The sequence below is a fragment of the uncultured Chitinophaga sp. genome, from assembly GCF_937898475.1.
In the GTDB taxonomy this organism is placed as follows: Bacteria; Bacteroidota; Bacteroidia; order Chitinophagales; family Chitinophagaceae; genus Chitinophaga.
The window spans coordinates 620,655-636,781 of record NZ_CALEJS010000016.1; the positions used below are offsets into that span (position 1 = coordinate 620,655).

The 16,127-nt window shown below is 48.4% G+C and carries 7 protein-coding genes; 1 reads left to right on the forward strand and 6 read right to left on the reverse strand.

All coding sequences use genetic code 11. The features are described 5' to 3' along the window. Positions 1 to 287 precede the first annotated feature (287 nt). The 6 genes from Q0577_RS12375 to Q0577_RS12400 all read right to left on the reverse strand — a co-directional run bounded on the left by Q0577_RS12375 (position 288) and on the right by Q0577_RS12400 (position 13,720). A complete protein-coding gene (locus tag Q0577_RS12375; protein WP_298736674.1) occupies positions 288 to 1,628 on the reverse strand; it encodes a SusD/RagB family nutrient-binding outer membrane lipoprotein in 1,341 nt (446 codons plus the stop codon). A 17-nt stretch (positions 1,629 to 1,645) separates the two neighbouring features. Then, positions 1,646 to 4,885: a SusC/RagA family TonB-linked outer membrane protein gene (locus Q0577_RS12380; RefSeq protein WP_298736676.1), complete on the reverse strand. Its 3,240-nt coding sequence runs from the start codon at positions 4,883 to 4,885 to the stop codon at positions 1,646 to 1,648. A 164-nt stretch (positions 4,886 to 5,049) separates the two neighbouring features. Further along, positions 5,050 to 6,504, reverse strand: a complete 1,455-nt coding sequence (locus tag Q0577_RS12385; RefSeq protein ID WP_298736678.1) for a SusD/RagB family nutrient-binding outer membrane lipoprotein — start codon at positions 6,502 to 6,504, stop codon at positions 5,050 to 5,052. A gap of 26 nt (positions 6,505 to 6,530) precedes the next feature. After that, positions 6,531 to 9,743 (reverse strand): SusC/RagA family TonB-linked outer membrane protein, encoded by a 3,213-nt coding sequence (locus Q0577_RS12390; RefSeq protein WP_298736680.1) that lies wholly within the window; start codon positions 9,741 to 9,743, stop codon positions 6,531 to 6,533. Between the two features lie 621 nt (positions 9,744 to 10,364). Then, a complete protein-coding gene (locus Q0577_RS12395; RefSeq protein ID WP_298736682.1) occupies positions 10,365 to 11,075 on the reverse strand; it encodes an IS1595 family transposase in 711 nt (236 codons plus the stop codon). A 239-nt stretch (positions 11,076 to 11,314) separates the two neighbouring features. Continuing rightward, positions 11,315 to 13,720 carry an efflux RND transporter permease subunit gene (locus tag Q0577_RS12400; RefSeq protein WP_298736684.1) on the reverse strand — a complete coding sequence of 802 codons (2,406 nt, stop codon included), beginning with the start codon at positions 13,718 to 13,720 and terminating at the stop codon, positions 11,315 to 11,317. Between the two features lie 76 nt (positions 13,721 to 13,796). Here Q0577_RS12400 and Q0577_RS12405 point away from each other — a divergent pair, with 76 nt between their 5' ends. Further along, on the forward strand, positions 13,797 to 16,100 hold the full coding sequence (locus Q0577_RS12405) for a two-component regulator propeller domain-containing protein (protein WP_298736687.1): 2,304 nt from the start codon (positions 13,797 to 13,799) through the stop codon (positions 16,098 to 16,100). Positions 16,101 to 16,127: the final 27 nt, after the last annotated feature.

Sequence of the window (16,127 nt, forward strand, 5' to 3'; positions counted from 1 at the left end):
ATGAAAATTGTTAACAATAATAATTTACGTAAAAAAAAGCAATTGAGTATTATAAAAAGATAAAATAGTATCATATAAATTTAAGAAAGTCATATTATAACAAATAAAGAGTATGTATTATGGAAGTAAAATGCCATACTGATGCAGGTGTAAATCATTAACATAAGTTTAACTTTTATCGGATAATATATTTTTCGTAGCTTATTTTATTACGTGGCATAAAAAAAGACTGACTGCTTTATGGCAGTCAGTCTTATTCTTATCATGTGAGTCGGTTTCAATTTAGGTTACTGCACATCCCACCATACCCTCCTCAGCATGGTGGTGTTTTTAGGAGCGTTGGCGTTGTAACGTTGCTCACTGCTGGGATATAACAGCGACCGCGGCAACTGGCCACCCAGGGTATTACCCTGTGGAGCTTTTAATACCGGGATACCTGTTCGCCGCCAATCCGTCCACACCTCCGGGCTAAGGAAGAGGGCAATATACTTCTGTATCATGATGTCGTTTAAAGTAATGCTGGCAGCTGTTTTGGATACTTCCTGCAAATATGCATCACTTCCCACTGTTCTGGATAAATTAGCTTTTATCGCCTCGTTATAAGCCGCGGCGGCGGCGGTCTTGTTATTATTCCTGAACTGCAGCTCCGCCTCTACGAACTTCAATTCATCGTATGACATGAAATATACCGCGGCGTTAGATGCGCCATACAGATCGCCCAGCAAAGTACTGTCTGCAGGATCATAATAAACCGCGTAGCGAGGATCCTTCGATTTGTACAACAGGTCATTGAGGTAACCATTAAACGCGATATCGCCGCGTTGTGTATTGAACTGGTACCATGGCGCCTGCGTAGTAGTGGCGCTGGTGCCCACGAATTTTACAAATGCGCCCTGCCCCTCACTAAAGCCCTTTGGAATTTCGTTCAATGCAGGTTGTAAAGTACCAGGGTTCACTTTTACAAGATGCAGGTAGAATTTCGCTTTCAAAGCATGTGCAAAGCGTACCCACAGATCAAGGTTACCGCCAAACATCAGGTCGTCCTGTGAGCCGGGCTGGAAAGGGCTGCTATCATCCACCGTCAGCGATGCAATCGCCTCATCCAGCAATTGCTGCAAGGTATCATACACCCGCTGTTGCGGATCATATTTCGGCTGTGTGTTGGCCAGTCCCTGGAACGCCTGGGTATAAGGCACATCGCCCCAAAGATCTGTTACCTCTCCCAGGTTGCTGGCCAGCAGTATTTTTCCCACTGCCGCATAGTGCAGTTGTTGCGCGGCCGTAGCTGTGTCTATCATGGCTGTTATATCGTTCATAATAGCGCCGTAAAAACCGGCGTACCACATATTGTCTACATCATCTGGTGTTACGGTGTATAAGGAATGATTGTAGGCCTGGTTGGCAATACCTGTGCTCTGCTGCATGAACAGCGAGGAAAAACGAGAGGCATCCCCACCCCATATATAAGCGCTCTTTAAAATGGCGCCGGGCAGTATTGCAGCAGGAGAAGGCGTTTTCAACTGCGAAGGATCATCGTTGATCCCCGTATAGAAGTATGATTTTTTACACGCATTGAAACAAAGTAACATAAACAGCGCGGGTAGTATATATCTGGAATACCGTATCATAGTCTTGATTTTTAGGATTAAAACCTGGCTTTTACATTCAGTCCATAACTGGCAGTGCCGGGTAAATTAAAATAATCGATTCCCTGCGCATTGGTGGCGCCCGTAAGACTGGTTTCCGGGTCTATACCATTATAGGGCGTCCACAGGATGATGTTACGCGCAAAGGCAGACACTGTGATACCCTTGATAAAATGCGCGCCGGCAAATAAAGAGGCACCGAGATCGTATGACAGGCTGATCTCACGCAGCTTAACAAAGGATGCATCATCTATGAATGTTTCTGACTGTCCGCCAAAGCCACCGCCATTGCCCAAATACCAGGCTTCATCCAATGCTGCTTCAACATCGTTGGTTGACCCTGCACCTGCTTTTTCAGCTCCGCCTTCGTAGTGTACAATATTGCCTGTTGCATCCAGGTGCCCAAGCACACCCGGAAAAACCGTTTGTTGTCCCCTGTTCAGCGTAACAGCAGAGGTACCGATTGCCATGAGCGATCCACGGGTACCATTCCAAATGTCTCCGCCATGTTTCCAGTCAACCAGCGCGTACAATGAAAAACCCTTGTAGGTAAAAGTATTACCCACTCCCAGCAGGAACCTGGGATTAGGGTTTCCGATGCGGGCCTGCTCGGGTGATACGATGGGGTAACCGTAATTACTGTTGGGATCATCACTGATCACCATTCTACCCTGGCTGTCTCTCAGGAAGGGATAACCGTAAATGATACCGGCAGGCTGACCGGGTAAATGCGCGATTACCGAACCCGTAAATCCGTTCACAGTGATCTGGTTGATACCGGGCGCCAGCGACAATACCTTGCTGCGGTTCATGCTATAGTTCACATTCACATCCCAGGTGAAATGCTTTGTGTTTACCGGTTTACCCGTTAACGTTACCTCCAGGCCCTGGTTCCTGATAGCACCCGCATTCAGCGTTACATACTGGTAGCCAGTAGACCCTGCAATAGGGGACTGCACCAGCAGATTGGTTCCCTTAGAGTAATAATAAGTGGCATCCAGCCCGATCCTGTTCTTAAAGAACTGTAACTGTGCACCGGCTTCATATGAATTGGTTTTTTCGGGTTTCAGGTTGGGATTGCCCAGTACATTGTTCAGGCTGAAACTTCCGGTGCCATTGTAAGGAAAAGAAATACCCGATGTAAAACCATCGCCGCTATAGGTAGTGGCTGTGTAATATGACCTGATGTTAAATGGCCCGGGATCTTTACCCACCTGCGCGGCAGAAAGCCTGATCTTACCGAAGGTCAGCACATCATTCTTCAGTCCTTCCAGCTCTGTGAACACAAAGCCCAGACTGGCGGAAGGATAAAAGAATGAGTTGCGATCTTTGGGCAGGGTAGAAGACCAATCATTACGCCCGGTAAGCTCCAGGAACAACATAGACCTGTAATCCAGGTTAACATCGAAATAACCCGATGCCCTGTGATAAGGCGTCACAAAATTGGCCGATTTTACCGCAGTGGCATTGTAGATGTTATTGAAACCGGGCGATGTTAAACCGTCTCCCTGTGTATACAACTCATCCAGTTTACGTGTGTAGTAGTTATTGCCTACTTTCACATCCAGCCTGAAATCTTCTGATAACTGTTTAGCATAGGTAAGGATCGCGTCTGAGTTCACGCTTTTATAGGTATACCGGTCATCAAAGACACGGCCGCCAGGAAACGCGCCGGACTGAATCTCGTAATATTGATGGCGGTTGTCACTATAAACATCTGTTCCTATTCGATAGGTAAAAGTGAAATCTTTCAGGAAATTATAGTCCAGCTGAACATTCCCTATCAGTCGGTTCACATTCGTAGTGTAAGGATCTTCATTGATGGTCCAGTAAGGATTGTCGTACGCTGTGGTGCGGTAAGACCGTTGCAGGCCGTCTGGCAACAAATATGCCTTCGGATCGCTGGCTTTTGATGCGCCGTTGGAATTGTCAAAAGATATAGGCGTTCTGGTTAGTCCCAGCATGATGCCGGAGGGATTGCTGCCGTTCTGCGGCATATCGCCGCCGTCTGTGGTATAGTTAATACTGCTGGACACTTTCACATGTTCAGATACTCTCAGCTGACCGGAGAAAGCAACGGTGGTACGCTGGTAGCCTTGTAGCGGCACAATGGAGTTCTGGTACAAATGCGAGACAGACATCCTGTAGGTTGCTACATCATTACCTCCCATAAACGATACTGAGTTATTGAAGGTAGAGCCGGTGCGGAAGAAATCCTTCACGTTATTGTAAGGCTTAAAAGGGATCCTGGCATTCGGATCTGATTTACCTACAATATCGCCATGCACATCATACGCATTGGGAACGCCTGTCCAGAAAAGGGTATCTGCCCTAGCGCCCCAGGAGTAGCGGTTGGTAGAACTGAAGGGAGCTATTTGTCCGCCGCCTCCCTTTACATATTCATGCTGCAGTTTGGGCAGGCGGTTCACTGCATCAAATGAAACGCCGGTACTGAAGTCCACCTGCATCCTGCCTGCCTTTCCTTTTTTTGTGGTAATGATCACGGCTCCATTGGCTGCATCAATACCATATAAAGCAGCTGCTGCGGGGCCTTTCAGAATGGAGATGCTTTCAATATCCTCTGGGTTGATGTCTGCCCCGCGGTTGGTATTGGTAGCGCCGGTCAGCAGATTGTTGGAGCCATCTGAAGGATCGCCTGAGTAGTTCTGGGAATTATCTACGGGGATACCATCAATTACAAAGAGCGGCTGGTTGTTGCCCGTGAGAGAATTGGTGCCCCTCAGTTTAATGTAGGTAGCCGCTCCCGGCGTACCCGAAGAAGCAGTGATCTGTACACCGGCTACTTTGCCAGACAAACCCCTCAATGCGTCGCTTTGTCCGGCTTTTGTAAGCTCATCTCCTTTTACATCCTGTACGGCATAGCCCAGGGCCTTTTTAGACCTTTGTATGCCTAAACCAGTGACCACTACCTCCTGCAGGTTGGTTTCATCAGCGGTAAGCGTTACTTCCAGGTAGCTGTTACTACCCGCAGGTATCTCCTTAGTAGTGTAACCTACACTTCGGATAACCAGTACCTCATTGTTTCCGGGGATGTTTAATTTGAAATTACCTTTTTCGTCTGCAGCGGCACCATTGGAAGTGCCTTTAACCTGGATGGTGGCAAAGGACACAGGTTTGCCGTCGCCTCCCTTTACTTTACCCGTAATCTGGCGCTGTTGTGCAGACACGAGGGAAGTCATCGCCAATAGCATAGCGATGAGCAGTACGTGACGTCTCATAAGCATGTTTTGATTGAGTTCTATTTCCGTTTAACGGGCGAAAATTACGGTGAAAGCAGAAGACGGGTATTAAAATCAGCTTAAAAGGGGAATTAAAATCCGCTTAAAAAAAAGAGGGCGCCTCAGCTGAGACGCCCTCCTTGTTTTTTATATGAACAACATTTTTAGTCCTTCACATCCCACCACATCTTTGTTGTTACCGTTTCCAAACCAGGGAAATTTCCGTTCCTAGTGATCTCGGTGTTGGGGTACAGCATGCGCTGCGGGAATAATCCTGCACCCAGTACAGACGCCTGTGACCTGACAAAGAAGTCGGGATAACCGGTACGGCGCCATTCAGTCCATGCTTCAAAGCCCTGGTTACCACACATAGCAAAATACTTCTGTGTGATAATAGCGTTGATCTGTTGTTCTGTTGTTGCGGGCCATGTTGCCACCACATCTGTGATGTAAGTACCCGGTTCAATTCCGTACGAAGTGAAGCTGGCAGTGATACCTTCCTGATACAGTGTTTGCGCATTGCCAGTAAGGTAACCGCGTACAACAGCTTCTGCCTGCAGGAAATAGCTTTCAGCAGCAGAGATGAATTTTACCGGAGCCAGTGCAGACAGCGGGTCACTGGCTCTTGCACCTACTACATAAGAAGGCGTAGAGATAGTTTCATCCGGTGTTGTATTAAAGCTGCCCTGCGGAACAGGTGTTACAATACCGGTAGCAGGCACTCTTCTGTAGAACACGTTCACACGCGGATCATTCAGCGCTTTCATCTGGTTTACGGCGGTGGCGCTGGCCACCAAGTTCTGTGTACCGCCCAAACCAATCATTTCAGCATTCAGCGGGTTCTGGTTACCACCGGTCTGGGTGTAAGATATCTTAGCATCTTCTGTCAGGAAAGGCTCCCCTTGCAGTGCCTGGATACCAGCGCTTGCTTTTCCCGGATCTTTTAAGGCAATACGGAGATAGGCGCGCAGTTTAAGGGTATTGCCAAATGCGGTCCATTGGTCCATATCACCACCAAAGATCAGGTCTTCAGCACCAGGAAGGAACGGAGAAGCATTATCGATCAATGCCTGCCCCTGGTCTATGTAGCTGAAGATACTGTCATAGATCTGCTGCTGTGAATCGTAATGAGGACTCAGGTTCTGGTCCCCCAGTCCGGCTTCTGTTAAAGGCGCATCACCAAATGCGTCCGTGATCACCTGCAGATCGTATGCTTTGAGCATGAAAGCAATAGCGGCGTATTGCTTGTATTTTTCCTGTCCTTTATAGCCGAGGATGATCTCCAGATCTTCATATGCATCATTGTACAGTATACCCCAGGGCCTGTCAAAATTATTGGACGAAGGCTGGTACTGATCAATGGATTTATACTGGGATGAATAGGGAGATTGTGTCCAGTACTGACCCCATATGCTGCCATAGATCTGGAAGTGGTTGCCCAGTACATGCCCGATGGCTGCTTGTGCAGAAGGCAGGATCAACGGTACGTCCACCTGTTCCGGCAGGTTGGGATTATCGTTTACATCCAGGAATTTTTTACATCCTGACGCAGACAATACCAGCACGGCCAGCGTAGCGGCTACCGACTTTGCTATATATCTTTTACTTGTCAATTTCATGTTAAATGATCTTTTGCTTTTAATACTTAGAAAGAAACCCTCAGGTTCACACCATAGTTCCTCAGAGAGGGTTGCGCTGTAAAGTCAAAACCCTGTTCGTTGGTAGCACCGCCTGAGTTAACTTCAGGATCTGCATACACATTTTCTTTGGCGGTCCACAGGGCCAGGTTATTACCGAATATACCGATGGAAGCATCACCGAACGGTGTTCTGTTCAGCAGGTACTTGGGTATACGGTAGCTCAGGCTCAGTTCGCGCAACCTGATGTAAGAACCATCAATCACGTGCAAACCAGACGGTATCTTGCTGGTAAACCAGTCATTCGGATCATAGGTTAAGCTGGTGTTCTCTGTAAACTTACCGGGCTCAGTTTCTATAACAGAGTTGGCCCACACACGGGGATCACGGCCGCCTTCTGCAGTTTCAGGCGCTGTACCCACAAAGTCCATCAGGTCTTTGGTGCGGGAGTAAAATTTATTACCCTGCTTGGTATCGAAGAGGATACCGAAACTGAAGCCTTTGTAGCTCATGTTCGCACCCCAGGATGCCTGCCATTTGGGAAGATAAGAACCCAGGTACTGCGCCCGGTCTGTCAGCTCAGGCATACCATCCGCTGCACTCACCACTACACGTCCCTGCGGATCGCGCTTAATGGTTTGGCCAAAGAAAGTGCCGTAAGGCTGACCTTTTGCTGCTACGATAGTTAAAGCGCTGATACCGCCAACAGTTACCTGGTCTACACCGCCTGCTATATCTATCACTTCATTTTTATTCTTGGTGTAAGTTCCATAAAGTTCCAGCGTAAACCCGGAAGCCGTACGGATCGGTGTACCACGTACCCCTAACTCAATACCCCTGTTCTCTACTTCACCGGTGTTCAGCACCTTGGAAGAATAACCGGTGCCAGGTGCAATGGGCACGGGCAGTATCTGGTCTTTGGACTTATTCCTGTAGTAAGAGAAGTCTACAGATGCGCGGTTTTCAAAGAAATTCAGTTCCGCGCCTACCTCAAATGCGGTAGTGATCTCAGGCTTCAGGTCGGGATTACCGATACGGTTTCCTCTTGTAAAGCCTGGTATATCATTAAGCGGGAAAGTTGTATTGCCAAAGCCGCCTGCAATGTCTGTTTTCTCGTAATACGTCCTCAGATAATACGCGGGCGCATCATTACCCACCTGCGCCCAGCTGGCACGTAACTTACCATAGCTCAGGATATTGCTGATAGAACTACCCTGCAGTAACTCCGTAAATACAAAGGATCCATTCACACTGGGATAGAAGAAAGACCTGTTTTCAGGAGGCAGTGTGGAAGACCAGTCGTTACGTGCAGTAAAACCAAGATACAGCATATGCTTGTAGTCGAGGTTCAGTTCACCGTAAACGCCTACCAGCCTACGTGTTTCGCGTTCATTAAAGCTGTAAACCGGGCCGTTACTGTTATCCAGCGCATACCATCCGGGCACCACCAGACCGGCAGAACGGTTGGTTTGTGTTACCAGCGTATTGAATACACGCTGACGTACGTTATGGCCAACCATTAATGAAAAGCCAAAGTCAGGGTTGATCTGCTTTTTGGCAGTTACCATCACATCGTTGGTGATCTCACTCAGCGTGTAGTCTTCTTCACCATATTTACCAAGGCTCTGATGAACGTTGTCTTCAGAATAGTAGTCGCCCAGGTCATCAGCAGGTATTACGGAGAATTTAGGATACTTGTACCTGCGGCGGTCTGTATAAACGTCCGCACCTAATCTTTCAACCACATCCAGCCATTCCAGCGGCTTGTAGGCTACGGTGAAGTTCCCGGTAACGCGGTCTACATCATTCAGGTTGCGGTAGTTCTTCAGTACAAAATAAGGGCTCACGGTGTAAGCGCCGTAATAACCGTAACGCTCAACGCCGTCTGCATCAAATATGCCACCCATACTATAGTAGGGGTTATTGAGATCGCTCATTTTATCAAGCGGGATATCCCTGGGGGTCTGGATCACGTTGTCATATACGGAACCTTCACCCTGGCCACCCTGTACCAGGTCGCTGTTGATCTTATTATAATTGATCGATATGCTGGTAGTGATCTTATTGGTAAGCTGAGCGCTACCATTAAAACGCACGCCGTATTTGTTGTACTTGTCATAGTTGCCGGGCATCACTCCATCAGAGTTGAGGCTGGTCAAAGACAGGTAGTAAGTTGTTTTATCGCCTGCGCCTGACAGTGATACATTGTTATTGAAGGCAACGCCTGTACTGAAGAAATTCTTTACGTTGTCTTTCTGGGCAACATAAGGCTTTTTCAGACGTACGCCATTGATAGACTGGCCCCATTCTCTTTCCTGGCCGTCAAATTTCGGGCCCCAGCTCCAGTTCTCACGCGGATCTTCCTCCTGGTAACCGCCTTGTCCATACTCATTCTGGAAATCGGGCAGCTTCAGTACATTGGAGAAGGTAACCGAGCTGTTGAAAGTAACTTCATTCTTCTTGCCAGCGCCTTTCTTACCTGTTTTGGTAGTAATAATCAGGGCGCCGTTGGAAGCTCGGGAACCATACAGGGCCGCTGCTGCCGGGCCTTTAAGAACGGTGATAGACTCGATATCTTCCGGGTTAATATCGTTACCACGGTTACCAAAGTCAACACTGCTACGGCTGTCATCACCACCTATAATGCTGGAGTTGTCAATAGGCACACCATCAACTACCATCAGCGCCTGGTTGTTACCACTGATGGAAGAACCACCACGGATCACCACCCTGGAAGAGCTTCCCGGCGCGCCGGCAGTACTGGTAATGTTTACACCGGCTACTTTACCAGCCAACGCATTCAGCGGACTGGTGACCTGTGCTTTGGTTAATTCTTCCGTTTTGATTACCGGCGCAGAATAACCCAGGGAACTTTTGTCCCTGCGGATTGCGTTAGCTGTTACTACTGTTTCTGTAAGGCTCCTGACATCCTGCTGTAATACTACGTTTACCGTGTTGGATTCTTTCAGGGTTACTTCCTGTTCTTTCATTCCTATAGAGCGGAATACCAGGGTGGTAGTTCCGTCCGGAACCTGTAAGGTGTACTCACCATCGGGGTTAGTGACTGCTCCTGTAGAGGTACCTTTAACCACTACAGCGGCACCTATTACCGGTTGACCATCATCTGCTGATGTAACCCTGCCTTTGATGGTCCGGCTTTGTGCGAAAGCCTGACCGGCAAGGAATAATACACCAAGCAGAAGAAATAAAACTTTCCTCATAAGCTTGTTTAGTTTTTTTTGTGTTGATCTATGTGCGAATAAATAAGCCGATAAAAAACACCCCCAGGACGCCCACAGGCGCCACTTCCTACTCGATTAACGTCCAATAGTCTTCTTCTTTAGTCTGCTTTACGGGGAGAATGTACAGTGTCTTAATGCAAGTGTATCAGTTCGCATACTGTTGAGTGTATCATTTCCTTAAGCAAATTTCCGTCTTTCGTAATCTTAACGATATTTTAACCTTTCAAAATTAAGCCTATTACGAAGACAATTGTTTGTTATAACACTTAAACTACTGGGTTCAAGAAAAGAATTAACAATGCTTTAACAGATTAGGTGATTTTAGCATATTTAATTATGTACAGTTCAATATTGGTCGATATACAATTTACAAGATAACTTAACAACGTTTTTTTATCTAGTTATTTAAAAACCAGAAAAAGACAAGCAAGCGGTAAGAATACCGCCTGCGCTCATCAACCAAAATCTAAATCTAGATAATCCAGATTTATGATAGAATTTTTAATATGTTTCAGTACAGGTATGCATTTGCCTTTTCCGGGTTCTGCACCTGGTTGTTTCAGCAATTGTACATTATCTGTCAACAAAATGCTAAGCTTATCAGGAAAGATTCAGCGTGTGTGTCTTCAACAGGTTCAACAGCACTTCATACAGTTCCTCGTTACGGTGGTTGTAACGGAACTCGCATTCTTTCAAATGCAGGTAAACTGTATTCCTGTTGAGCCCTTTGAACTTGGCCAGGCGGTGTTTGGTAAGGCCCCAGAATGCATCAATATCGTCCGCCAGGGCAATACTGCCGTTGGTTTCACCAGAAATAGCGTGCTCCAGTCGATACAAACGGTAATGCCCCAGGTCCACGATATTGCTGAAATGACGTATCCGCTCTGCTGCGCCTAATGTCTCCAGCACAGAGCGTCCCCGTACAATAGCATGGATCATCGCCCTGCTTACATCGGGCAATATCTCTGTATGTAACCTGTCGGCATGCCGGTATATCCCGAACACGATCGGCTTGATAGCACGGTTTACCTCGGTCTTTACAGACACGGCGGCATCATGACCATTACGATGCTCATGATGTTCATACCGCTCATGGATGACCGGTTTTACAATGCTTTCTGCGGGCTGCTGCAGCTCGCAGTACCTGGCAATTTGCTGACGGATTTTTTTAAGGTAACTATTAACCGTTACCCGGCTCACCCCGCTTATACTGGCGATCTGGGTGGCCGTGAGATCTTCAGAGAAGAGCTTAAGGATCTCCTTAAATTTTCGCTCAGATAAGTGAGCGCCCTTTAAGTACCTGTTTTTCATTGAACAAGAAGGTTAGAATGGCATGCTAAACCTCCTACTTTTTAATAAGTATATAGAGCGCTTTTATACAAACGGCTAAATGGATGGGATGAATGTTGCTTACTAGATTATTTGAGGCAAATCCTGCTTCAGAATTCCTACAGATTTACTTCAGAATCCTGCCATTCGTGCTAAAAAAGAACGTTCCGAAGGTCTGAACCCCGGAACGTTCCAGTTTTAGCATGATATGCTATATTTTTTTATTCCTTCGTATCATCGAGCCCAAGTTTGGACATTTCCACATCCGGCTCATCATCAAGCGTAGGCCATAACTCCTTTTTCCTTGCCTTTTTCAGCAGGGCCTTTTCCATCCACAGCAACAATGCCGGTAATATGGTAAGGTTGGTGACCATCGCCATTACCAGGGTAAGGGAGGTCAGCCAGCCCAGCGATTTGGTACCGCCAAATTCGCTGAAACTGAAGATCATAAACCCGGCAAACAGAATCAGCGATGTATAGATAATGCTCAAACCGGTTTCATGGATGGTCTGCTTTACCGTTGCCGAAATATCCAGGTCATGATGCGGCAGTTCCTGCTTGAAATTCACCAGGAAACGGATGGTCACATCGATCGCTATTCCAAGGGCAATACTGAATACAAGTACGGTAGATGGCTTCAGTGCAATGTCCAGCCATCCCATCACCCCCGCTGTAACAGCCAGCGGTATAATATTAGGTATCAGCGAAATCAGGAGCATGCGCCAGCTGCGGAACAGGTACAGCATGCAGAAAATGATCAGCACAAAAGCCAGCACAATACTTTCAGTAAGCCCGTTAATGATGAAACGGCTACCCTCCAGGAAGATCACACTCGTACCGGTAAACGCTACCTTATAATCTGCAGTGTCGAATATCGCGTTCACTTTAGGCCTTAATGAATCCAGCAGTATCGGCAAACGGCGGGAACCTACATCGGCCATGTTCACGCTCAAACGGGCCACCTGCCTGGTGCTGTCCATAAAAGAGGCCACCAGCTTGGTAAATGTGGAGTTATTACCACCCGTCCCCCGCATACGCAGGTACGGAGCCAGGAACCCTATATCAAACTGGTTGGGTACACTGTAGTTGGTACTGTCTCCATTATAATAAGCCTGGCGGGCAAATTTGATCCCCTCTGCTACACTCAGCGGCCGCGCAAAATCAGGCTGAGCGGCTACCAGCTGTGTAAGCTGATCCAGCTTGCTGAGGGATTGCAGCCCGATCACACCATTCTTCTTTTTGGTATCCACCGTAATTTCCAGTGGCATTACCCCGCGGAAATTGCGCTCAAAGAATTTCAGGTCAGTATACAAACGGTCGCTTTTCGGAATGTCGTCCAGCATATAAGCTTCCGGGCGCAGGCGTAGTATGCCGAGTACGGCTGCCACTACCATGATCACCGTCACCAGGTACACCCAGGGGCGATATTTAAATACCAGGTTAGTGAGCAGGTCAAGCCCCTTCCTGAACAGGGGATTATCCAGGTAACTGGTATGTTTGGTCTTGGGCGGGGGCAGGTAACTGAGCACCGCCGGCAGGAAAATAAAGGAGATCAGGAAGATGAACATGATGTTGGAGCCGGCCACCACGCCAAACTCCTTCAGCAGGGGGCTCTTGGTAAAATAGAATACCGCGAAGCCAATAGCCGCGGTGATATTGGTAAAGAGCGTCACAATACCCATACGCTGGATCATGTGCACCAAAGCCCTGGTTTTGTTGGCATCCCTGGCATACTCCACATGATATTTGTTCAGGAAGTAAACACAGTTGGGAATGCCGATCACCACGATCAGTGGTGGTATCAAACCAGTGAGCAGTGTGATCTTATACCCGCAAAGCACAATGGTAGCAACAGACCATATTACCCCAATCGCCACAACGATCATCGACATCAGCACGGCGCTGAATGAACGGAAGAACAACAGGAGTATCAGCGCGGTAAGGATAAACGACAATTTCAGGAATAACCTCATCTCATCCGCCACCTTGTTGGCCATAATGGTTCGGATCAGCGGCAGGCCGCTCAGGCGCACTTCAGTCTGATGCTTTTTGCCAAAGGCATCCGCCAGATCCATAATACTCTTTACCACGCCTGTACGTTGTGCGGAGTTCATGACGTCTTTGTTGATGCGGATAGCCATCAGGTAAGCGCCACTGTCAGGGTTGTATAACAGTCCCTTATAGAAAGGCAGTGAATGGAATACACCGGAAAGACTGTCCAGCTCCGGCTGTTGCATTGGCTGATCCTGGAACAGCTGTAGCACCTGTAATCTCTTCGTACTATCGTTCTTTACCAGGTTAACGGCCAGGGGCACACTTAAAATGTTCTCTACCGCATATACCTCTTTAATATCTTTATTGAGCTTTACATAATCGTTAAAGAAATCAGCCCTGAAAAACTGGTCGCTCTGTACACCCAGCACCATCATATTGCCGTCTTCCCCAAACTGCTGCCTGAATTGCTGATAGGTCAGGAACTCGGGATTATCCCGGGGTATAGCACTGCCATATTCATAAGATAACTCTACTTTACTGGCATAATAGCCCATCACCACTGTACCGGCCAGTAACAATAACAATAAAGGTAATCGGAACTTTAACACCCATCCTGCTAAGCGTTGCCACATAAGGAATTTTTCAATTTTATAAATAGCGTAAAGGTAAATAAATAATTCACTAATTTGCTGATGTGCTAATATGTTAATGAATGGTCATCATCCGGCTATGCGCCCTATTTATCTTCTCCTGTGCTTACTGATAACAGTGCAGCTGTGCCACGCGCAACAAGTGCCCATCGGGCATTGGCGGGAACACCTTCCCTATACGCAGGCAACAGCAGTGGTAAGTGCCAACGGCAAAGTATTCTGCGCCACCGGCTACAATATGTTTGCAGTTACTGCCGGCGATCATGATATCACCCGCTATACCAAGCTGAATGGCCTGCATGATGCAGGCATCAGCGCTATTGGTGCAGACAACCAGGGCCGGGTGCTGATCGGCTACAGCAACGGCAACCTGGACCTGCTGAAAAACGAACAGGTATACAACCTACCTGATATTCTCCGCAAAAATATACAGGGCGATAAGACCATTCAAAGCGTCTATTTTTTCAGGGGCATGGCCTGGGTCTCCACCGGCTTCGGCATCGTAGTAGTAAATACTGACAGGCAGGAAACAGCCGACACCTATATCATAGGCGATGATGGCCGGTACACAGCGGTGTACGGACTAAGTGCAGACAATAACTTCATTTATGCGGCTACGGCTGAAGGGGTAAAAAGAGCGCCACTGAGCGGCGTAAACCTGGCCAACTACCACAACTGGACGCCTGTTATGCAAGGCCTGCCGGCAGCCCCGGTACAAAGCATAATCTACCTGCAGCAGCGGCTCATCTGTCTCCAGCAGGACAAACTCTTTTCACTGGAGCAGAATGGCTGGGAACCCTGGTATGCAGACGGGCGGCATATTAACACCATCAGCGCCGATCAGCAACACCTGCTGGTTTGCCAGCAGGCCCAGGCCACAGACGGCGCTCGTGTGCTTCAACTGCTTCCCGATGGCACCATCGCCAATTCCCTACAGCACCCACTCATACAAGCGCCCATGCAGGCGGCTACCCTGGAAGGATCCACCTGGATCGCTGATTCCCGGCAAGGCCTGGTGCTATATGAAAATAACAGCTTCAGCAGCCTTACCCCCAACGCTCCGGCAGGCGTGGTAGGCGGTAATATGTTGTTTGTGAACAACAGCCTTTGGGCCACTGCGGGGGCAGTAAGCGCTAACTGGGCGCCAACAGGTAACCGCAACGGCTATTTTGTTTTTGAACAGGACGAATGGCACAATTTCAACGCTGATACACAGCCTTATCTTGATACCATTACAGACCTTTTGCCGCTGGCTGCAGACCCAGGCGGCTCGCATTATATCGGCTCCTTCAGTAAGGGGCTGCTGGTGCTGGATGCATTGGGCAACCACCACCTGGTGGCTCAGCCTACCATCCCTGCGCCCACAGATGATCCGGCCGCCAGCAGGGTCAGCGGACTTGCGGTAGATGCGGCAGGCAACCTATGGCTTAGCGCCTATGGTGCAGACAGGAACCTGCTGGTGAAAAAGCCGGATAACAGCTGGCAACAGTTCCGCATTCCCTATGCGCATACCTACAATGCACTCAGCGATATACTTGTAGACGATAACGATCAGAAATGGATCATCTCTCCACGGGGTAACGGGCTGTTTGTATTCAATCACGGCAACAGCCTGGAAAACACCGCAGACGACCGCTGGATGTTGTTCCGCAGCGGCGCCGCCCAGGGCAACCTACCCTCAGACGATGTACGATGCCTTGCCAGGGATAAAGACGGCTGGATATGGGTAGGCACTACCCGCGGCATTGCCATCTTTTCCTGCGCACAGAACGTGTTCACTACCGGCTGCAGCGCCTACCTGCCCATTGTACAGCAGGATAATTTTGCCGGATACCTGTTCCGCGATGAACAGGTGAACACCATTGCCGTAGACGGTGCCAACCAGAAATGGGTAGGCACACAGAACGGCGTATGGCTGATCAGCAGCCGCGGAGAAAAGATCCTTGCACACTTTAACACCGCTAATAGCCCACTGCCCGATAATGCAGTGAGCCGGATAGCCATCCATCCGCTTACCGGCGAGGTATTCTTTGCCACCGGACTGGGACTGGTATCTTTCCGGGCCAATGCCACAGAAGGCGCCCAGGGTATGACGGCAGACAGCGTGCTGGTATTTCCCAACCCGGTGCCGCCAGGTTACGGGGGAACCATCGCCATCAGGGGACTGGTACAAAATGCCCGCGTAAAGATCACTGACATCAACGGCCGCCTGGTATTTGAAACCCGCGCCCAGGGCGGACAGGCAGTATGGAGCGGGAAAGACTACACCGGGCGCCGCCCTCAAAGCGGGATCTACCTCATCTTCGCCACAGATCTTAACGGTACTGAGCATCTCGCCACCAAGATTGCCTTTATCCAATAAAGAATTAATAATTAAATTGCCTGCAAG

Bases quoted from the DNA above. Each gene is read 5' to 3' on its own strand.
- Q0577_RS12405 (WP_298736687.1), top strand. From the start codon at position 13,797: ATGAATGGTCATCATCCGGCTATGCGCCCTATTTATCTTCTCCTGTGC.
- Q0577_RS12400 (WP_298736684.1), bottom strand. From the start codon at position 13,720: ATGTGGCAACGCTTAGCAGGATGGGTGTTAAAGTTCCGATTACCTTTA.
- Q0577_RS12380 (WP_298736676.1), bottom strand. From the start codon at position 4,885: ATGAGACGTCACGTACTGCTCATCGCTATGCTATTGGCGATGACTTCC.
- Q0577_RS12385 (WP_298736678.1), bottom strand. From the start codon at position 6,504: ATGAAATTGACAAGTAAAAGATATATAGCAAAGTCGGTAGCCGCTACG.
- Q0577_RS12390 (WP_298736680.1), bottom strand. From the start codon at position 9,743: ATGAGGAAAGTTTTATTTCTTCTGCTTGGTGTATTATTCCTTGCCGGT.
- Q0577_RS12395 (WP_298736682.1), bottom strand. From the start codon at position 11,075: ATGAAAAACAGGTACTTAAAGGGCGCTCACTTATCTGAGCGAAAATTT.
- Q0577_RS12375 (WP_298736674.1), bottom strand. From the start codon at position 1,628: ATGATACGGTATTCCAGATATATACTACCCGCGCTGTTTATGTTACTT.